The organism is Luteibacter sp. E-22, assembly GCF_049913125.1.
GTDB lineage: Bacteria > Pseudomonadota > Gammaproteobacteria > Xanthomonadales > Rhodanobacteraceae > Luteibacter.
This window is the reverse complement of sequence record NZ_CP183975.1, coordinates 2,076,130-2,095,383: the sequence shown is the minus strand read 5'-3', so window position 1 is coordinate 2,095,383 and position 19,254 is coordinate 2,076,130. Positions and strand designations below refer to the sequence as shown.

General features: G+C 66.9%; 16 protein-coding genes and 1 tRNA gene. 4 read left to right on the top strand and 13 right to left on the bottom strand.

All coding sequences use genetic code 11. From position 1 onward, the window contains the following. The first annotated feature begins 143 nt into the window (after positions 1–143). Complete coding sequence (locus ACN9M2_RS09410; RefSeq protein WP_426287807.1) at positions 144–1,070, top strand: manganese catalase family protein; 927 nt, start codon at positions 144–146, stop codon at positions 1,068–1,070. Between the two features lie 300 nt (positions 1,071–1,370). Next, positions 1,371–1,508 carry a hypothetical protein gene (locus ACN9M2_RS09405; RefSeq protein WP_426287890.1) on the top strand — a complete coding sequence of 46 codons (138 nt, stop codon included), beginning with the start codon at positions 1,371–1,373 and terminating at the stop codon, positions 1,506–1,508. Between the two features lie 63 nt (positions 1,509–1,571). Here ACN9M2_RS09405 and ACN9M2_RS09400 read toward each other — a convergent pair whose 3' ends face one another. From ACN9M2_RS09400 to ACN9M2_RS09360, 9 genes are all read right to left on the bottom strand, one after another. Next, a complete protein-coding gene (locus tag ACN9M2_RS09400; protein WP_426287977.1) occupies positions 1,572–1,769 on the bottom strand; it encodes a hypothetical protein in 198 nt (65 codons plus the stop codon). Then, on the bottom strand, positions 1,712–1,939 hold the full coding sequence (locus ACN9M2_RS09395) for a hypothetical protein (RefSeq protein WP_426287889.1): 228 nt from the start codon (positions 1,937–1,939) through the stop codon (positions 1,712–1,714). Before ACN9M2_RS09395 ends, ACN9M2_RS09400 begins: the two co-directional genes overlap by 58 nt. A gap of 136 nt (positions 1,940–2,075) precedes the next feature. Then, positions 2,076–2,165 (bottom strand) — tRNA-Ser (locus tag ACN9M2_RS09390). 11 nt (positions 2,166–2,176) lie between these two features. Further along, the gene (gene serS, locus ACN9M2_RS09385) at positions 2,177–3,457 is read right to left on the bottom strand and encodes a serine--tRNA ligase (protein WP_426287806.1); all 1,281 of its coding nucleotides are present in this window, start codon (positions 3,455–3,457) and stop codon (positions 2,177–2,179) included. Between the two features lie 76 nt (positions 3,458–3,533). After that, positions 3,534–4,124, bottom strand: a complete 591-nt coding sequence (locus ACN9M2_RS09380) for a hypothetical protein (protein ID WP_426287805.1) — start codon at positions 4,122–4,124, stop codon at positions 3,534–3,536. Positions 4,125–4,226: 102 nt separating this feature from the next. Further along, the gene (locus tag ACN9M2_RS09375; RefSeq protein WP_426287804.1) at positions 4,227–4,652 is read right to left on the bottom strand and encodes a hypothetical protein; all 426 of its coding nucleotides are present in this window, start codon (positions 4,650–4,652) and stop codon (positions 4,227–4,229) included. Positions 4,653–4,735: 83 nt separating this feature from the next. Next, complete coding sequence (locus ACN9M2_RS09370) at positions 4,736–6,067, bottom strand: replication-associated recombination protein A (RefSeq protein WP_426287803.1); 1,332 nt, start codon at positions 6,065–6,067, stop codon at positions 4,736–4,738. 64 nt (positions 6,068–6,131) lie between these two features. After that, positions 6,132–7,484, bottom strand: a complete 1,353-nt coding sequence (locus ACN9M2_RS09365) for a DUF3999 family protein (RefSeq protein WP_426287802.1) — start codon at positions 7,482–7,484, stop codon at positions 6,132–6,134. Continuing rightward, entirely contained in the window at positions 7,474–10,281 is a 2,808-nt protein-coding gene (locus ACN9M2_RS09360; protein ID WP_426287801.1) for a DUF2339 domain-containing protein, read from the bottom strand. Before ACN9M2_RS09360 ends, ACN9M2_RS09365 begins: the two co-directional genes overlap by 11 nt. Positions 10,282–10,518: 237 nt before the next feature. Here ACN9M2_RS09360 and ACN9M2_RS09355 point away from each other — a divergent pair, with 237 nt between their 5' ends. Then, complete coding sequence (locus ACN9M2_RS09355) at positions 10,519–13,545, top strand: ATP-binding protein (RefSeq protein WP_426287800.1); 3,027 nt, start codon at positions 10,519–10,521, stop codon at positions 13,543–13,545. Here ACN9M2_RS09355 and lolA read toward each other — a convergent pair. The 4 genes from lolA to ACN9M2_RS09335 are packed head-to-tail and all read right to left on the bottom strand — an operon-like array spanning position 13,538 to position 18,093. Next, positions 13,538–14,185, bottom strand: coding sequence for an outer membrane lipoprotein chaperone LolA (gene lolA / locus ACN9M2_RS09350; protein ID WP_426287799.1), 648 nt, complete (start codon positions 14,183–14,185; stop codon positions 13,538–13,540). The genes ACN9M2_RS09355 and lolA overlap by 8 nt on opposite strands. Positions 14,186–14,216: 31 nt before the next feature. Then, positions 14,217–14,645 (bottom strand): hypothetical protein, encoded by a 429-nt coding sequence (locus ACN9M2_RS09345; protein ID WP_426287798.1) that lies wholly within the window; start codon positions 14,643–14,645, stop codon positions 14,217–14,219. 6 nt (positions 14,646–14,651) lie between these two features. After that, positions 14,652–16,997, bottom strand: a complete 2,346-nt coding sequence (locus ACN9M2_RS09340) for a DNA translocase FtsK (protein WP_426287797.1) — start codon at positions 16,995–16,997, stop codon at positions 14,652–14,654. Positions 16,998–17,028: 31 nt separating this feature from the next. After that, positions 17,029–18,093 (bottom strand): alanine dehydrogenase, encoded by a 1,065-nt coding sequence (locus ACN9M2_RS09335; RefSeq protein WP_371022843.1) that lies wholly within the window; start codon positions 18,091–18,093, stop codon positions 17,029–17,031. 190 nt (positions 18,094–18,283) lie between these two features. Between ACN9M2_RS09335 and trxB the strand changes: the two genes are divergently transcribed. Continuing rightward, positions 18,284–19,246 carry a thioredoxin-disulfide reductase gene (trxB, locus tag ACN9M2_RS09330; RefSeq protein WP_426287796.1) on the top strand — a complete coding sequence of 321 codons (963 nt, stop codon included), beginning with the start codon at positions 18,284–18,286 and terminating at the stop codon, positions 19,244–19,246. The last annotated feature ends 8 nt before the right edge of the window (positions 19,247–19,254 follow it).

Genomic DNA, 19,254 nt, shown 5'->3' with positions numbered 1-19,254 from the left:
GCGGCATGCACATGCCATATCGACGCCAACCCAAATGAGGCCAACAGACAAAGGTGGATGGGCCCTCACGCCAGCGGCTCGGGGCGGACACACACAGGGGTCGACTGTCTGTGACTCCCGCCAGCCAACTCAGGTGCAAGCCAATGTTCAGCCACAACAAGCGATTGCAGTACACGGTCCGTGTTAGCGAATCCAATCCCGCCCTTGCCAACCTCCTTCTTGAGCAGTTCGGTGGGCCGCAAGGTGAACTCGCTGCCGCGATGCGCTATTTCACCCAGGCCCTTGCCGAAGAAGACATGGGCCGAAAAGACATGCTTCTCGACATCGCCACGGAAGAGTTGAGCCACCTTGAAATCATTGGCTCCCTTGTCGCGATGCTCAACCGAGGGGCCAAGGGCAGGCTTGCCGAAGCGGTCGATTCCGAAGCTGACCTCTTTCGGTCCTTGCAAGGGGCAGGCACTGATTCCCACGTCACCCAAGTTCTCTTTGGTGGTGGCCCAGCCCTTATCAATTCTGCCGGCGTCCCCTTCTCCGGTGCTTACGTCGATTCCATCGGTGAGCCGACGGCAGACCTGCGGTCGAACATCGCAGCCGAGGCCCGCGCCAAAATCATCTACGAGCGACTCATCAACGTCACCGAGGACGCCGGTGTCAAGGACGCGCTGACGTTCCTGATGACCCGTGAAATCGCACACCAGAAGTCGTTCGAGAAAGCCTTGTACTCGATGGACAAGAGCTTTCCGCCAGGCAAGCTGCCGGGCGACCCGCGTTTTACGAATCTGTATGTGAACACATCTTCGGGCGACGGCGACCTGTCTGGTCCGTGGAACAGCGGCGAGCAGTGGGAAGTCATGGTGCCCTCTGGTGAGAACACACCACTCGATGGCGGCGACGGTACCGCGTCCGTGGTTCTTGCCAGCGACGACGAAGCCACCGTTGACGCCTTTGCAGCAAGAGGCGCTTCCGACCCAACCCGGGACCCGGTGACCGGCGCGGACCTTGGCGTGCTGAGCCAGGAAACCGAAGATACGGACATCGACAAGCGCAAGAAAAGCGGGAAGAGCAGGTGACCCGCGTGGACCATCTGTTTGCGAAGAGACGGCACCCTTTGGGATGCCGTCCACCGGTCTTCTTCGCCTTCGCCTTCCTCACCATCGCCGTGTTTCTTACAGGGACGCCCGAAGGGCTTAGCCTGCTCCCCTGATAAACTGGGCAAAACATAGATGGATTGGACTTCGCATCTTTTCAGCCCGGAACCGCTTGGCTAGCTCGCATCCCTGATTTTGCCGTCGACAATCGGCCGGCAGATCTGGCGCCAGGCTCATGCCCCGACCGTGGAAGGCGTTTCAAAATGGCTCTTCATTGGCCAAATGTTGGCGTCCGTGCTGTACCTCGTCTACAGCATCCTTGTAAAAAACCCTGTTTTCATTGCAAGCAATGCTGCCCTTTTGGTTGCCGGCATCACGAGCCAAGTGATTTACCTGCAGCGCCGACGCCCGACCCCGTGAGCCTCGGTATGGCATGCCCAGCGTTGCGCCAGCCATGTTCGGCCAGCGCAACTGCTGCGGTTGTCAGGCTGCCGCTTGAATGCCAGCCAGGGACTGCGCTGACGGGAACACGGTCTGCGTGGTTGCTGGAGCGGGCGGCGGTGCATTGCTTGGCAACGCCAGCGCGTGCTGGTTGGCCACTGCCTGCTGCGCCGCTTCGCGCATCATCTGCTGGACGTAGGGCTCGTTGGCGAATGTCCCAATTTTCTCGACCGCCTCCATCGCATGGGCGTGGTCTTCCCTGCCATGACGCGAGTCCGCACGTGAGTCTGGAGTTCATCATACGCACGCCAAAGTGCGAGTGCGATGTCGCGGGCAACGGGCAGCTCACGCGTGCCGAGTGTCCGCTTGATGACGGGCTTCTTGAAGATGCCGACAAGCACTACGGGCATGCGCCGACGGAAGTGCCAGGTGCCAGAGGGGGTTTTGACCAGGTAGTGCGGGATGCGCATGCGAGACCTTGTGTGTCCCGATGGCGATTTTTCCTGACTCGCCCAAGTTATTGATTTTACTTGGAAAATCGTGGGATGGCGGAGAGAGTGGGATTCGAACCCACGGTAGGCTTACACCTACGGCAGTTTTCAAGACTGCTGCCTTAAACCACTCGGCCATCTCTCCATAAACTTTTATCAGGCGATCACTTCCAACCCCGCCATATACGGCCGCAACACCTCGGGCACCTCGATCGACCCGTCCGGCTGCTGGAAATTCTCCATCACCGCGACAAGTGTACGACCAACCGCCAGGCCGGAGCCATTGAGCGTATGCACCAGCTCCGGCTTGCCCGTGGCCGGGTTGCGCCAGCGGGCCTGCATGCGGCGGGCCTGGAAGTCGGTGCAGTTGGAGCAGCTGCTGATTTCGCGGTAGGTGTTCTGGCTGGGCAGCCACACTTCCAGGTCGTAGGTCTTGGCGGCGGCGAAGCCCATGTCGCCCGTGCACAGCTGCACCTTGCGGTACGGCAGCTTCAGCGCCTGGAGCACGGCCTCGGCATGGCCGACCATCTCTTCCAACTGCTGGAAGCTGGTCTCGGCCGTGGCGATCTGCACCATCTCCACCTTCTCGAACTGGTGCTGGCGGATCATGCCGCGCGTGTCGCGGCCGTAGCTGCCGGCTTCGGCGCGGAAGCACATCGAGTGGGCGGTCATGCGCAGGGGCAGTTCGTCGGCTTCGACGATGCTCTCGCGCACGAGGTTGGTCAGGGCCACCTCAGCTGTGGGGATCAGGTAACGCTTGGTGTCGCCCACCTGGGTGCCGAACAGGTCTTCCTCGAACTTGGGCAGCTGGCTGGTGCCTTCCATCGCGTCCGCGTTCACGATCAGCGGCACGTTGTGTTCGAGGTAGCCATGCTTCGTGGTGTGCAGGTCGAGCATGAACTGCGCGAGCGCGCGATGCAGGTGCGCGAGCTGTCCGCGCAGCACGGTGAAGCGCGCGCCGGAGAGCTTCGAGCCGGCTTCGGCGTCAAGCCAGCCGTGACGGGCGCCGAGGTCGACGTGATCCTTCACCGGGAAGTCGAACGGACGCGGGTGGCCCCAGCGGAGCAGTTCCAGATTGTCGTTCTCGTCCTTGCCGAACGGCACGGACTCGTCGGGCAGGTTCGGGATGCCGAGGGCGATGTCGGCGAGCTTGGCCTGCACCTCGGCCAGGGCGTGTTCGTTGGCCTTGAGCTTGTCGCCGATGCCGGCGACCTCGGCCATCAGCGGGGCCACGTCCTCACCCTTGGACTTGGCCTGGCCGATGGCCTTGGAACGGGTGTTACGCAGGTTCTGCAGCTCCTGGGTCTCCGTGGAGAGCGCCTTGCGCTCGGACTCCAGGCGCTCGATCGTGCTCACGTCGAGGTCGAAGTTCCGGGCGGCGCGGAGGCGCTCCGCCGTCTCGGCGAGGCGGCCGCGCAGGAGTGCGGGATCCAGCATTGTCTGTGTTCCGTGGGGTGTCGAATGCCGGATTATCGCAAAATTCGATTCGTAGTACGCGCAACGCGTACCCGGATCACGCCATCGGCTTGATCCCCGCACCCCGCCCCTTGCGGCCCAGCCACCATCCCGCCGCCGCACCGGCGATCAACCAGCCGAAGGCCTGCTCGACCAGCGTGCCGGCGGTGAAGGCTCCCGGGAAGCGGTACCAGTTCCAGTACGGCACGCTCAGCGACAGCCAGCTGAAGATGCCGAAGGCCAGGCCGACGTACAGGCCGCGGACCACGCCGGTGCCGGCACGGAGCATCACCAGCACCACGATCAGGGCGGCCAGGGTGTCGGAGAGCCACTGGTGGAACAGGTTGCCGCCCATCGCCATCGGGTCCTTGCCATAGGGCGAGTAGACGATGAAGGCGTACGGCGAGGCCTTGGCCTTTGCCGAAAAGGCGGCGACGGCCTTGTCGTCGCCGTGCATGGCCATGTCGTAGTGCGGCAGGACGTAGATGCCGTGTTCGGCGGGCAGGCCGTCATGCAACGCGGAGAGCACCTTGTCCTCGTCCAGCGGCGCGCGCATGGACATCTCGCCCAGAGGCAGCACCATGTGCGCGAAGGCGCCCCAGAGGAACATCACGAGGCCGCCGATCAGGGTTGCGATGGCGATGCGCATGGCCGTTCTCCGCGGTGGGTGTGGGCCGAGGGTACGTCGGCCCAGCCACCGGGAGTATCGGCCTTTTGGCAGGGGGTACGGGCCCAGCTCGGGCCGCTTTGCTTAACGATAATCCGGATCGCGCCCGAGTTGCCCTTTCCATCGACCTTCCCAGGCGTTGGCGGGAACGATGAAGTCGAGCGTCAGGGTGTCGTCGCCGGCGGCATGGGTCAGTTCCAGGATTTTACCCACGAGGTCATAGCAGACCTTGCCCTTGCTCTTGGCGTCGATCTCGGCCTCTGAGAACTTGTAGACCAGTGCGTCGCCATCGGCCTTGTCGAAACGCGCCTTCACCCTGCACGTGAAGGCGCCCTCGAAAATGAGCTCCGCGCCATTCGGCGTGAACTGCGCATGCACGCCGACGTCGTGCTTGCCCTTGTGGATCGATCCCTTCCAGACACCCTCCTCCCAGCCGTGTGCGAAGGCCAGGGTGGGCAGGAGGCAGAACAGCGCGCCGACGCCCAGGTTCTTCTTGAAGCGCATGACCATGGTATTGCTCCGATCGTGGATGGAGGTGCCACGGTAGTCGCGACACGTCACCAGCCCTATCGGTCAAATCCTGATTTTCTCACTCAGTCCTTCTGGCTCCGTGCCGCGGCACGGGCGGCACGCAGCGCGGTGAGCTTTTCGCGCAGCTTCACTTCCAGTCCACGGTCGACCGGATCGTAGAAGGTCATGCCGACCAGTTCGTCGGGGAGGCATTGCTGGTCGAGGGCTACGCCGCCTTCCACGTCGTGGTCGTACTGATAGCCGGTGCCGTAGCCCAGGCCCTTCATGAGCTTGGTCGGCGCGTTGCGCAGATGCATGGGCACGTCGAGGCTGCCCATCTGCTTCACCGTGGCGCGGGCCTTGTTATAGGCCATGTACGCGGCGTTGCTCTTGGGCGAGATGGCCAGCCAGATGGCGAGCTGGGCGAGGCCGAGTTCGCCTTCCGGGCTGCCCAGGCGCTCGAAGGTGTCCCAGGCGTCGAGGGCCATGCGCCAGGCGCGCGGCTCGGCCAGGCCCACGTCTTCCACCGCCATGCGCGTCATGCGGCGGGCGAGGTAGAGCGGATCGCAACCACCGTCGAGCATGCGCGTGAGCCAGTACACGGCGGCGTCCGGATCGGACGAGCGCACGGATTTGTGCAGCGCCGAGATCTGGTCGTAGAACTGCTCGCCGCTCTTGTCGAAGCGGCGCGTGCGGTCGGCCAGCACCTGTTCCAGCGTGGTGTCGTCGATGCGGCCGTTTTCCGCCAGTTCGGCGGCGATTTCCAGCAGCGTGAGCGCGCGGCGCACGTCGCCATCGGCGGCGCTGGCGATGAGCTTCAACGAGGCCTCGTCCACGCTCAGGCCCAGGTCGCCGAGGCCGCGCTCCTTGTCGGCGAGCGCGCGATGCAAGGCGGCCACGATGTCGTCGGCGCTCACCGCATCCAGCACGTGCACGCGGCAGCGCGAGAGCAACGCGGAGTTGAGTTCGAACGAGGGGTTTTCCGTGGTGGCGCCGACGAAGATGATCACGCCGCGTTCGATATGCGGCAGGAAGGCGTCCTGTTGCGCCTTGTTGAAGCGGTGCACCTCGTCCACGAACAGCACGGTGCGGCGGCCTTGCGCGAAGTTGCCCTCGGCTTCGGCCAGCGCCTTGCGCACGTCCGGAAGCCCGCTCATCACCGCGGAAATCGCGCGGAAGTCGGCGTCGGCGTAGCGCGCCACCAGCAGGGCCAGCGTGGTCTTGCCGCAGCCCGGCGGCCCCCACAGGATCATCGAATGCACCCTGCCCGCTTCCAGCGCGCGGCGCAGCGGCTTGTCCTCGCCCACCACGCGCTGCTGGCCGACGATTTCGTCGAGCGCGCGCGGACGCATGCGCTCGGCCAGTGGTTTCAGGGCTTCGGGTTCGGCGAACAGGCCGGGAGACTGGAAGGACATGAGGTTCGATGCGGACAGTGAACACCCATTATCGCGCGTTCACCGTGCACGGCGCCTCAATGGCTCATTCGTCGCTGGGCCGGGGCTTGCGCAACAGGCTCGCGGCCATGCCCGCCACCAGCGCGGCGCCCAGCAGGAGCACCACCCAGAGCAAGGGGCGCGTCCAGTCGAACGGCGCCCCGCCGTCGTCCAGCGCCTTGCGGCCCGCCAGTTCCTGGCCCGGGCCCGTCGTGGCGGTGGCAGGTCGCCAGCTGGCGCCGCCGTCCTTGCGCAGGGCCGCGATGGCGTCGTCGATCGGCCAGGCGGGACGGCGCGCGGCACGGCTGCCGACCAACAGGCGGTACGGCGCGTCGCCTTCGGGCAGGAAGACGAAGCGGTCCGGACGCCAGCCCACCGAGAGGCGCGGCGATTCGCGCAGCGGCGTCGCCGAATGCAGGCGCAAGAGTTCACGGCGGCCCCGCGATACCTCCAGCGGATGTCGGCCACCGCCATCCTGGCCGGGTGTGACGACGAGGGTGCCGAGTTGGTCGGCGCTCATCGTGCCTTCCACGGCGATCGCGTCGAAACGGGCCACGTTGTCGCTCTTGCCTAGCGTCACGCGCAAGGCGCCCACCGGCAGTGCCGCGGGCAGTCGGTAGTCGTAATCGACGCCCTGCCCGCTCGTGCTCGTGTCGGTGGCGGCGAGGTCGAGCCAGCGACGCGGCGCTTCATCCTTCGCCGATGCGTCTTCCATCGTGCCGGACAGCGTCACCGTGGCGACGGCACCGTCCGTCCAGGGCGCATCGCCCCCGGTCACGCGTACGCGGTAGTAGCGCGCGGGTGCGCCGGCCAGCTTCACGACGCGGGCATCCACCGCGCCGTCGCCCTTGCCCAGCGTGACGACGGAGGCGCCGCGTACCAGTGGCGTCCAGTCCTGCAGGTTGCCGCTGGCGTCGATGTCCAGCGTGAGGCTGGCGTCGCGGTCGAAGGGCGCGAATTCCAGGCGTTCGGGCGCGACGGGTTGGCGTGCGTCGAACAGCCAGTCACGGGGTGCGCCACTGGCGGGAGCGGCGCCGGGCTCGATGACGATGTCGCCATTGGTGCTTCGCTGGATGCGTGGCCCGGCGATGCCGCCCGCGCTTTGCGGCACGGCGAGCAAGGGGGCATCGAGTGTCACCGGATGCGACGTCGGCGCGGCGGGTGCGTACGGACCGGCGGCCACCTGGCGGCCATGCGCGTCGACGATCACGACATCGGCCAGTCCGGCATCGCGGCTGGCCCAGGCGTAGGCGTCCTGGGGCAACTCCACGACGTACGCCTTCGCGCCGGGTTCGTGGTGGATCGGATAAGCCATCGCGAACGGCAGTGGCGCATCGGCATGCGCCGCGGTCGCGACGAAGGACAACACGAAGAAACAGCGACGCCAGTCACGACGCATGCGAAGACTCCGCGGGAGGGGCCGCACCCTGCCGTGGCGGCGCGGGCGCGAGATAACCGATGACCGTGCACAACAGGCCATAGGCGATGAACGAGGCGATGCCGAACAGGTTGCCGAGATGGCCCCGGTCGACCAGCAGCAACTTCAACAGCACCAGCGCCATGGTCGCGGCACCGGCCATCCAGAGCAGGCGTTGCCCGCGCTTCGAACCGAGCACCCAGGCCACCACGCCGATCACGCTCCAGACCACGGTGAGCGAAAGCTCCGCGAGGCTGGAGCCCGGCATGTCGCCGTTCCACGGCACGCCGCCAAGGTGGTGCACGGCGCGCAGCGTCATGCTCGTGGCCATGATGAAGAACACCACGGCGAGCACCGCCGGACGCGTCGCGCGTACCTCGCGCGGGATCGCCTCGTCGGAAATCGCTCGCGCCACGAAAAGCAGCACGGCCACCAGCAGCAGGTCCACGGGGTTGAGCACGGGCACGAAGGGCAACGGTTTCGGGCTGCCGGCCGTGCCGAGTGCGGCGATGCCCACCGCGATCATCGCCAGTGCCGCGCAGGTGCCGACCGCGTAGCGGATGTCGCGCGCATGTCCGGACAAGGGCGAGGCCAGCCAACGCACGGCCCACAACACCAGCGCCGCGAGCGACAGGGTCGGCAGCGCGGCGGCGAGCAGGCGCCAACCTTCGCCGAGTGCCGGCGCCGCGTCGAGCGCGAGCACGATCGCCACGGTGAAGATCGCCGCCCAGCGCACCCACCACACGGTGGCCGAGGCCACGGCGGCGACGCGATGCGAGGCGACGCCGCGCAAAGCGAACCAGCCCGTGATGGCCATGACGATCACGGCGCCCAGCGGCCAACGAGCCAGCGGCTGGATGTTCGCGTTGGCCGCGGACAGCACCACCACCAGGCCGCCCAGGAGGAACAAGGGCACGCCGAAGGCCAGCACCACGCCGAGATCGAGCTTGCGTGCACGCGGGCATGCCAGCCCCAGCAAACATGCCGTCACCGACGACAAGGCCAGCCAGCAGGCGGATTCGATCTCTACATCGATGACGAAGGTGTCGATCTCGTTGGCGAAACTCACCAGCCACCACAGCACCGCCCACACGAGCAGGCCGATGCGTGCGAGCCCCGACACGCCGCGCGACATGCCATGCCGGTCGAACTGCCAGACACCCACGCTCGCGCCGGTCACCAGCAACAGGCTGCCGATGAAGGTCGCGTTGAGCAGCGGCGTGTCGTTGTAGTGGTGATGGAAGAGCGAGGCCAGCACCCACGCCACGCCCGCGGCCAACTGCAGGAAGACACCCGCCCAGCGCGGCAGGCGTCGTGCCTGGCGGAAACCGAGCCAGATCAGGCCCGCGCCTTCCAGGGCGAACACGCTTGCCGTCACGCTCGCGCTCAAGGCCAACGGCACGGCGATGGTGGCGAAGGCCACCGCGAGCACGGCCCAGGTCTCGCGCAGCAATGCCATGTCGTCGCGCTTGCGAATGGCGAAGGCGATGGCCACGTAGATCGCCGCCGCGGCCAGTGCCGAGAGCGCCAGTGGCATCGGCTTCCAGTCGAGCAGCGCGCCTTGCAGCAGAAGGCTGACGATCGGGTTGCCGAACATCAGGCAGCCGTCGAGGATGGCCCGCTCGCGCTTCGGCGAACGCAGCACGTGCAGCCACGGCACCGCGAGATACAGAAGGAAATGCAGGATGAGGAACGGTTCGGTGCTGGCGAACAGCGCCGGCTGGTAGCTCAGGACGCCCCACGTGGTGGCCACGCCGAAGGTGGCGATGAAGCCCAGCACATTGAGTACCCGCCACGCGCGCTTCCACGCGATGCCGAGGATGCCGAGGTTGAGCACCGCGTAGTACGAGAACAGGGCGACGTGGTTGCCTTCGCCGGTCGACGCGATGATCGGCGCGGCGAAGCCGGCGACGAGGCCGAGCACGGCAAGCGCGAGGGCGTCTTGCAGTACCGCCAGCACGCCAAGCGCACCGACGAACACGATCAGCAAGGCGAAGGTCCAGCCGGCGGGGAGCAAGCCGTAGAGGCGATAGGCGGAGAAGACGGTCATCACCAGCACGCCGATGGCTCCGCCCTGCAGCGAGAGCGCGAAGGCGCGGCGTTTGTCGCGCTGCCACCAACCGAACGCGGCACCGGCGATGGCCACGAGCGCGACGACGATCAGGCGCACCGACACGGGGATGCGCAGCAGTCCGGTGTCGGAGGCGTACTTGAGGAAGGCGGCGATGCCGGCGAAGAGCACCAGCATGCCGACCTTCACCGGCACGTTGCCTTCGGTGAACCAGCCTTTCATGGCGGTGGTGAGGCGGTCGGTGATGGTGGGGCCGGTGGGGATTGGCGGTTGTAGAGGTGGCGGTGGGCGGGTATCGCCGACAGGGTCGGCTCCCACAGGGGCCGCCGTAGCTGCCGAGGTCGCCGAGTCTGGCGGGATTGCCGAGGTTGACGGCGGCCAGGCGGTGGGAGACCAGGAGGACGAGGATGCGTCTTCACGCGCGGGGCGTTGCCCGGCTGTTCCCTGTGGGATGGGTGGGGGCGAGGTGCGGGTGGGTGACACGGCGTTGGCCGCAGCCACGGCGGTGTCTGGCGTATCCGCTACCCGTGCCGGGTCGGCGACGGGGACGAGCCGGTCGAGTTGCGCTCGGGCGTGGTCGAGATCGCGGCGCAGTTGCGAGGTGCGGCCCCAGAGGAAACCGATGGCGAACCCGGCCACGGCGCCGGCGACACCTTCTCCCACGAAGGCACCGATGACCGCCCCGACGATAGCCCAGACCAGATACATGCCCTTGCTCCCCTGACCACTTCCGATGTTCCGGGGTGAGTCTGGCATGAAACCGCAAGAATGTAGGAGGCGGCTCCGCTGCATCGCCGACAAGTCGGCTCCCACCAGTCGCCCGCACCCCGGTGGGGGCCGACCCTGTCGGCGATGCCTGCTTTATGTGGGAGCCGACTTGTCGGCGATAACGGTTACTCTCACCACGACCAACCACGCCGCCACGCCATACCACCCTCGCCCTACATGACCCTCCGCCCCTTCAACGCCCGCCACCTCATGCTCCTGCTGGCGGCGTTGCTCGCATGGCTCCCGCCCGCGTACGCCACCGACCCCGCGCGCACGCTGGGCCAGCTTCACCACATCGCATTGCGTGCCGAAGAAGGCGCGCCGGCCAGCATCGTGTCGATGGCCCAGACCGAGGACGGCTGGCTCTGGCTGAGCACGCGCATGGGCCTGTTTCGCTACGATGGCTTCGCCTTCGAGAAGGTCCCCCTCCAACCACCCGCGAGCAACGAAAGCGAGGCTACCTGGACGATCTACGCCGCGCCCGGCGGCGATCTCTGGGTCGCCGGGGCGAATGGTGGCGTGGCGCGCGTGCGCGATGGCAAGCCCACGCTCTACGGTACCGCCGACGGCCTGCCCGATCACGTCGCCATCAACGAGTTCGCGACCGATGGCGACGGCGGCCTGTGGGCATCCACCGAGGTCGGCATCTATCGTCTCGACGGTTCCCGCTGGAAGGAGGTCTCGTCCGAATGGGGCATCCCCCGCGAGGTCGACATGTTCCTGGAGGACGCGCGCGGCAACCTCTGGCTGGGCACGGACCGTAACCTCCATGTGCTGCGCAAGGGAGCACGCCGTTTCGAGGACACCGGGATACGCAGCGGTTCGCGCAGTCACCTGATGCTGCATCCCGATGGCAGCCTCTGGCAGCGCACCGCCGCGGGCTTCCATCCGCTGCCGGGCGAATGGGGCAAGCCCTTTCCCCATCCGCGTCCACGCCGCGCGAACAGCACCACCACGATCTTCGACCGCGACGGCAACGTCTGGACGGTGGCCTGCGCGGTGAACCTCTGCCGCATGTCCGCAAAGGACGTCGACAAGACCACCACCGGCGACGTCGGCGAACCGGCGATGCAAACCTTTAGCGAAGATCTCGGCATGACCTCGCAGGCCACCATGATCCTGATGGAGGACCGCGACGGGCACGTGTGGGTCAGCACGAAGATGGGCCTGGACACGTTCCGCGACACGTGGCTCTCGCGTATTCGTTTTCCGAAGCCCGAGGTGTACTTCGCCCTGGTCGAGGACGGCAAGGGACAGCTCTGGACGGGCACGGCCGCGCGCACCGTCTATCCCGACCTGCTCTGGAAGCTCACGCCCGACCCCGTGCCGCTGCCGGGCTTCCAGGGCGCGATCAACAGCGCTTACCGCGATACCGACGGCACGCTCTGGTTCGGCGGCAGCGGCAAGTTGTGGCACATGCGCGACGGCAAGCTGGTCGAGGTGGATCTGCCAGACGACGCCGCCGTGCGCGGGACCACCGTGCAGGCGATCGCGCGCGACGGCGATGGTCGCCTGTGGATTTCATTGCGGCTTCGCGGCGTGTACGTGCGCCGTGCCGACGGCTGGCTGCCTGCGTCCACCATCGCTCCCTTCCCCGCCCTCGCGCCCGCCGTCATCCACGTCGATCCCGCGGGGAAACCCTGGTTCGGCTACCTCGACGGCACGGTGGCCATGCTGGATGGAAACACGCTACGGCGTTTCGATGCCGGCACGGGACTGGAGCAAGGCCCCGTGACCGCCATCGCCACCATCGGCGATCGTCTCGTCGTCGGTTCGGAACATGGCCTGTCGTTCTTCGACGGCGACCGTTTCCAGCGTCTCGCCGCGCAACCGGCGGATCGCTTCAATTCGATCACCGGCATGGTCCGGAGCAAGGACGGCAGCGTATGGGCATACAGCATCGCCGGCGTGATCCGCTTCACCCCGCAGGCATGGAGCGCCGCGTTGAAGGAGCCCAAGGTGCCTGCCGACGTCCAGGTGCTGACGATGGAGGATGGCGTGGCCGGGCCGGCGCAACTGGTGCGGCCGCTGCCGACCGTGGTCGCGGCCGGCGACGGTCGCCTGTGGTTCGCCGGCTCGCAGGGCCTCGCATGGCTCGACCCCGCGGTACCGCCTTCGCCTCCACCTCCGCCGCCGGTCGTCATCAAGTCCATCGCCTCGGGTGCCATGACATTCCATCCCGGCGATCCCGTGAAGCTGCACGACACCCGTGACCTCAGCGTGATGTATACGGCGCTGGCGCCGGGGCGTCCCCGGGGGCTTTCGTTTCGCTACAAGCTGGAAGGTTTAGATGGCGCCGTGCAGGATGCCGGTAACCGCCACGAGGCGCTGTACACCGACCTGGCGCCGGGCCGGTACAGCTTCTGGGCCGAGGCGTCCTACGACGGCCTGCACTGGAGCCGCTCGACACCTTTCGCTGTCACGGTGACGCCGCGCCTCGTCGAACGCACGCCATTCAAGGTGTTCTGCCTGCTTGTCGCGGCGGGACTGGTGTGGCTCGCCCACCTTTGGCGCGTGCGCCTGCTGACGCAACGCCTGCGCCTGCGCCTCGACGAACGCCATGGCGAGCGCGAACGCATCGCGCGCGAATTGCACGACACGCTATTGCAAGGCGTGCAGGGCCTCATCCTCAAGTTCCAGGCCTTTGTCGACGGCCTGTCGAAGGACGACACCGCGCGCACCGCGCTGGAACGCAGCATCGATCACGCCGAGGCGCTGCTGATCGAAGGACGCGACCGGGTGAAGGGGCTGCGCAGCCACGCTTCCGAGGAAGGCTCGCTCGAAGACCGCATCGCCAGCCTCGCCGAGGACGATGTCGGCATCCCCGTGTACTTCGGCGTGCAATACGGCAGCCGGCGGCGCCCGGTCAATCCGGTGGTGATCGACGAGGTCTACAGCATCGTGCGCGAGGCCGTGATCAACGCCATGCAACACAGCCGCGCGCAGTCCATCCGCATCATGATGGAACATGCGCGACGGTCGTTGAAGATCTATGTGAACGACGATGGCGACGGCTTCGCGGCGGTGCCGGATACGCGCGAAGGCGGCAATGGCCACTTCGGCCTGGTCGGCATGCGCGAACGCGCGCAGCGCATGGGCGGCAAGCTGAAGGTGCAGTCGGCACCGCAGCGCGGGACGCTCGTGACGGTGAGCATCCCGGCGCGGGTGGCGTACGCCGCCAACGGGCGCCAGGCGCCTACTTGACCGGCTGGGTCTGCAATACCGGCGCGTCGCCGATCACATCCGTGCCTTGCGGCGGCACGAAGTTGAACGTATCCGCGGGCAAGGCCGCGTTGCGCTGCCATCCGGCGAACTGGATCGTCGTGGTGTTGCCCAGCTGGTCCTTGAACACCATGCGGGCCAGGCCACCGGCGTCGAAGCCCAGGTCGGCGTAGTCGAACTGCGGGTCCTTCCCCGTGGACTGCAGGCGCAGCCACTGCAGGCCATCCTGCTCGCCCTTCTCCGTGACCTTGAAGTCCTTGTCCATCTGCGACAGGTCGGTCAGCACGGTGAGCGGGCTCTGCGCTTCCTCGCTGCTCTGCTTGCGCACCGTGACCTGTTCGAGATCCGGGTCGTACAGCCATACGCGGCTGCCGTCGGCGACGATCGTCTGCTTGTACGGCGCGGTGGTTTCCCAGCGGAACTGGCGCGGCGCCTGCAAGGCCATGGTGCCCGTGCTGGTCTTGCCCGGGTCGCCGTTGGCGTTGGCCATGGTCTGGCTGAAACGCCCGGTCAGCGAGTGCATGCCCTTGGCGAAGGCATCCAGGCGTTCGCGCGCCGGGCCGGCGGCAAAGGCCGGCAGGCTGAGGAGGGACAGCGTCGCGGCGAGTAGCAGGCGTTTCATGGCGTGGTTTCCGTGGGTGGCGGCGCGATTGTCAGCGATCGGTCTCGAACAGCGACTTAAGCATGTCGATGGCCTCGCCCGGGGTGATCTCCCCGGCCTCCATCTTCTCGCTGATATCGGCGATGGCCTTGCCGTCGCGATGCCAGAACGGCGCGTCGCGCGTGGCCGTGTGCACCGGGCGGGCTTCCTGGCCCAGCACGGCGATCTCGGCGATGTCCGGTTGCTCGGCGAAGATGACTTCCAGGGCGTCGTCCACCCCGGCGGTATGGCCCTGGGGGTAGTCGCGGGTGACGAAACAGGCGCGGCCATCGTCGCCGCGCAGTTCCAGCCCGGGAATGGACGGGTTGAGTTCGAAGATGCCCTCGACCTCGTCGAGCACCTCGGCGGTGGGCACGAGGTCGCCGGTGACGAGCAGGCCCCAGGGGCGCTGGCGTAGCGCGCCCGGCTTGATGGCGTTCATGCGGGATCAGTCCTTCGGAGGCGGCGGGGCGAGCACTTCACGGTTGCCGTTGTGCTGCGGCGCGCTGACGATGCCGTCCTGCTCCATCTGTTCGACGAGGCGGGCGGCGCGGTTGTAGCCGATGCGCAGATGGCGCTGCACGCCGGAGATCGAGGCGCGGCGCGTCTCGGTCACCACGCGCACCGCGCGGTCGTAGAGGGCGTTGTCGCTGTCGCTGTCGCCCTCCGCGTCCTGCGGCAGGCCGGAGTCGTTGATGATCTTGCCGTCGGAGGTCGACTGCACTTCCTCGAGCACGCCGTCGATGTAGTTCGGCGTGCCCTGCGCGCGCAACCACTCCACCACGTTGTGCACCTCGTGGTCGTCCACGAAGGCGCCGTGCACGCGTTCCGGCGTGGCCGTGCCCGGTGGCAGGTAGAGCATGTCGCCGTGGCCGAGCAGCGCTTCCGCGCCGGATTGGTCGAGGATGGTGCGCGAATCGATCTTCGAGGACACCTGGAAGGCGATGCGCGTGGGGATGTTCGCCTTGATCAGGCCGGTGATGACATCGACCGAGGGACGCTGCGTGGCGAGGATCAGGTGCACGCCCGCGGCGCGCGCCTTCTGCGCCAGGCGCGCGATGAGTTCCTCGACCTTCTTGCCGACGATCATCATCATGTCGGCGAATTCGTCGATGATGATGACGATGTGCGGCAGCGGCTGCAGCGGTTCGGCCACCATGCCCGGCATGTCCGGGTTGGCGCGGAACAGCGGATCGAGCAACGGCTGGCCGTTGTTCTCGGCGTCCTTCACCTTCTTGTTGAAACCGCCGAGGTTGCGCACGCCCACGGCCGCCATGAGCTTGTAGCGGCGTTCCATCTCGGCGACGCACCAGCGCAGCGCGTTGGCGGCTTCCTTCATGTCGGTGACGACCGGCGCCAGCAGATGCGGAATGCCCTCGTAGACCGAGAGTTCCAGCATCTTCGGATCGATCATGATCATCCGGACGTCCTTGGGGCTGGACTTGTACAACAAGCTCAACACCATGGCGTTCACCGCCACCGACTTGCCCGAACCGGTGGTACCGGCCACGAGCAGGTGGGGCATCTTGGCCAGGTCGGTGACCACGGCCTTGCCGCCGATGTCCTTGCCCAGGGCCAGCGCCAACGGCGACTTCACCTGGTCGTAGCGTTCCGAACGCAGGATCTCGGACAGGTAGACGATCTGTTTCTTGGTGTTCGGGATTTCCAGGCCGATGACGTTCTTGCCCGGGATGACGTCGACCACGCGCACGCTGACCACGGAAAGGCCGCGCGCGATGTCCTTGTCGAGGCTGGACACCTGGCTGCCGCGCACGCCGGCGGCGGGCTCCAGTTCGAAACGAGTGATGACCGGGCCGGGATACACCCCGACCACGCGGGCATCGACGCGGAAATCCTTGAGTTTCAGCTCCACCTGGCGCGAGAGCACTTCGAGGGTTTCCTCGGAGTAGCCGGGGCCCTGCGGCGGCGCTTCGTCCAGCAGCGACAACGGCGGGATCTCGCCGTCCATCGATGCGCCGGTGAACAGCGGAATCTGGTTCTCGCGGGTGGCGCGCTCGCTCTTGACCACCATCGGCGTCGGTGTCTCGATGCGCACGGGTTCGCGTTTGGCCTGCTTCACCGCGTCGGCCTTCTTGACCACCTCGCGCTCGGCACGGGCCGAACGCGCGGCCATCACGTCGGGCGCGCGGCGCAACTTGCCGCCGAACCAGCCGGCGACGCGCATGACGATCTCGCCGGTGTTGTCCATCACCCGGAACCACGACAAGCCGGTGGCGAGGGTCACGGCGATAAGGCACACCGCCAGCAGCAGCAAGGGCGCACCCTTGTCGCCGAAGGCGTTGTGCAGGCCATGCCCCACCCACTTGCCGACGATGCCGCCCGGACCTTCCGGCAGCACGGTGGCGTCCACGTTGAGGTAGACCAGCGCGGGCGCGGTGATGAAGAAGAAGACGAAGCCGATGAGCCGCAGCGACGGCTCCCAGGGCTGCACGTTGCGCTCGCCGCGATGGCGGATCACCTGGATACCCAGCGCGAGGAGCAACAGCGGAAAACCGTACGACACCAGGCCGAAGATGTACCTGAGCAGGTTGGCGATGTTCGCACCGACCGCGCCACCGAAATTGGTAGCGCGCTCGGCGACGCCCATGTGGCCCCAGCTCGGGTCCTGGTCGTTGTAGCTGAGCAGGCAGACGAGAAGGTAAAGGGCGAGCGGGACCAGGAGCAGTGCCCCGGCTTCGCGCAGGCGGCGCTTGAGCTCGTCGCTCAAGCCCTCCCGCTGGGCCTTGACTTGCGCCTTGGCCTGCTTCTTTACGACTTTCGCGCTACGCGCCACTAACGAACGACCTCGCTCCCGGTGTCCGGCATCATGCCACGCCCTGGAGGGCCGGGTGCACGATCTTGCCGTTCTCGATGTTGATGCCCGCGGCCAGCGGGGCGTAGTCGCGCCAACCGTTGCCGGCGGCCAGGCGCTGCACGTACGGCAGGATGGCGGCCGAGATGGCGGTGGACGAGGTCTGCGGCACGGCGCCGGGCATGTTGGTCACGCAGAAGTGCGTCACGCCGTGGACGTCGTAGGTGGGCTCCTTCCAGGTGGTCGGGCGCGAGGTCTCGAAGCAGCCGCCCTGGTCGATCGAGATGTCGACGAGCACCGAGCCCTTCTCCATCGTCTTGACCATGTCCTCGGTGACCACGCGCGGCGCCTTGGCGCTGGGGATCAGCACGGCGCCGACGACGATGTCGGCATTGCGCACTTCCTCGGCCACCGACGACTCGTAGGCGTACAAGGCGGTGACGTTCGGGCCCAGGGCCATCATCTCGGCCATGCGGTCCGGACGCTTGTCGAACACGACCACGTTGGCGCCCGCCGAGGCGGCCAGCGCCGCGGCGTTGCCGCCGGCCGCGCCGGCGCCCAGCACGACGACCTTGCCGCGCGGCGTGGAAGCCATGCCGCCCAGCAGCTTGCCCTTGCCGCCGTTGGGCTGGTGCAGGAGCGTGGTGCCGATCTGGGTGGCGATGCGGCCGGCGATGACCGACATCGGCAGCAGCAGGGGCAGCGCGCCGTTTTCGTCCACGGACTCGAAGGCGACGCCGGTCAGGCCGATGTCGAGCAGGCTGCGGGTGAGCGCCGGCTCGGCGGCCAGGTGCAGGTAGCAGAACAGCAGGTGGTGCTTCTTCAGCAGCTTGAGGTCGCCCTCGATCGGCTCCTTGACCTTGACGATCAGCTCGCCCTTCTCATAGACGGCGGCGGCGTCGGGCAGCACGGTGACGCCCAGCGCGGCGTAGTCGGCATCGGCGTAGCCGCTCTTGCTGCCGGCGCCGGCCTGGATGAATACCTCGTGGCCGCGACGGACGAGGTCGGCGGCGGCGGCGGGAATGAGGGCCACGCGGCCTTCGAGGGTCTTGGTTTCGGAGGGGATACCGATGCGCATCGTATGGAGGATCCTGAATGAGCTGACTAAAGTCGGACAGAATAAGCAAATGTCTTGAATCGCACCCCCGTGTTCCCCATTCTTCCGGGTCGACAACGCGACTCGCGGACCTCGATACGGCTTGAGCATCCTGCCGCAAGAGGCGAGCGGTACGACTGAAACACGCTGCAGTAAACCTCAAGGATTATACATGAGCACCCCCAAGCACAGCCGTCTGCTGATCCTCGGCTCCGGCCCCGCCGGCTACACGGCCGCGGTTTACGCCGCCCGGGCCAACCTGAAGCCGACGATGATCACCGGCCTGCAGCAAGGCGGCCAGCTGATGACCACCACCGAGGTGGACAACTGGCCGGGTGACGAAAAGGGTGTCCAGGGTCCGGAACTGATGCGCCGCATGGCCGAGCATGCCGAGCGCTTCGAGACCGAGATGGTCTTCGACCACATCCACAGCGTCGACCTGGGCAACCGCCCCTTCCGCCTCAAGGGCGACAGCGGCGAGTACACGGCCGACGCGCTGATCATCACCACCGGCGCCACCGCCAAGTACCTGGGCATCGCTTCGGAGGAGAAGTTCAAGGGCCGCGGCGTCTCCGCCTGCGCCACCTGCGACGGCTTCTTCTTCCGCGACCAGGACGTGGTCGTGGTCGGCGGCGGCAACACCGCCGTGGAAGAGGCGCTTTACCTCGCCAACATCGCCCGCAAGGTCTACCTGGTCCACCGCCGCGACAAGCTGCGCGCCGAAAAGATCATGCAGGACAAGGTGTTCGAGAAAGCCGCCGCCGGCAAGATCGAGCTGCTCTGGAACCACCAGATCGACGAGATCCTGGGCGACGACTCCGGCGTGAACGGCGTCCGCGTGAAGGACGTAAACACCGGCGCCAAGCGCGACCTCAATGTCCAGGGCTTCTTCGTCGCCATCGGCCACACCCCGGCCACGGGCATCTTCGAAGGCCAGCTCGACATGAAGGACGGCTACATCCAGATCCAGTCGGGCCTGCATGGCATGGCCACGGCCACCTCGGTGCCGGGCGTGTTCGCCGCCGGCGACGTGGCCGACCACGTTTACCGCCAGGCCATCACCTCGGCCGGCTTCGGCTGCATGGCCGCGCTGGACGCGGAACGCTGGCTCGACCAGCAGCACCTGCTGACCTGACCGGCATC

Coding starts and splice junctions, on each gene's coding strand:
- ACN9M2_RS09405 (WP_426287890.1), top strand. CDS start 1,371: ATGTTGGCGTCCGTGCTGTACCTCGTCTACAGCATCCTTGTAAAAAAC.
- ACN9M2_RS09370 (WP_426287803.1), bottom strand. CDS start 6,067: ATGTCCTTCCAGTCTCCCGGCCTGTTCGCCGAACCCGAAGCCCTGAAA.
- ACN9M2_RS09380 (WP_426287805.1), bottom strand. CDS start 4,124: ATGCGCATCGCCATCGCAACCCTGATCGGCGGCCTCGTGATGTTCCTC.
- ACN9M2_RS09410 (WP_426287807.1), top strand. CDS start 144: ATGTTCAGCCACAACAAGCGATTGCAGTACACGGTCCGTGTTAGCGAA.
- ACN9M2_RS09360 (WP_426287801.1), bottom strand. CDS start 10,281: ATGTATCTGGTCTGGGCTATCGTCGGGGCGGTCATCGGTGCCTTCGTG.
- serS (WP_426287806.1), bottom strand. CDS start 3,457: ATGCTGGATCCCGCACTCCTGCGCGGCCGCCTCGCCGAGACGGCGGAG.
- ACN9M2_RS09375 (WP_426287804.1), bottom strand. CDS start 4,652: ATGGTCATGCGCTTCAAGAAGAACCTGGGCGTCGGCGCGCTGTTCTGC.
- ACN9M2_RS09400 (WP_426287977.1), bottom strand. CDS start 1,769: ATGGAGGCGGTCGAGAAAATTGGGACATTCGCCAACGAGCCCTACGTC.
- ACN9M2_RS09335 (WP_371022843.1), bottom strand. CDS start 18,093: ATGCGCATCGGTATCCCCTCCGAAACCAAGACCCTCGAAGGCCGCGTG.
- ACN9M2_RS09345 (WP_426287798.1), bottom strand. CDS start 14,645: ATGAACGCCATCAAGCCGGGCGCGCTACGCCAGCGCCCCTGGGGCCTG.
- trxB (WP_426287796.1), top strand. CDS start 18,284: ATGAGCACCCCCAAGCACAGCCGTCTGCTGATCCTCGGCTCCGGCCCC.
- lolA (WP_426287799.1), bottom strand. CDS start 14,185: ATGAAACGCCTGCTACTCGCCGCGACGCTGTCCCTCCTCAGCCTGCCG.
- ACN9M2_RS09365 (WP_426287802.1), bottom strand. CDS start 7,484: ATGCGTCGTGACTGGCGTCGCTGTTTCTTCGTGTTGTCCTTCGTCGCG.
- ACN9M2_RS09395 (WP_426287889.1), bottom strand. CDS start 1,939: ATGCCCGTAGTGCTTGTCGGCATCTTCAAGAAGCCCGTCATCAAGCGG.
- ACN9M2_RS09355 (WP_426287800.1), top strand. CDS start 10,519: ATGACCCTCCGCCCCTTCAACGCCCGCCACCTCATGCTCCTGCTGGCG.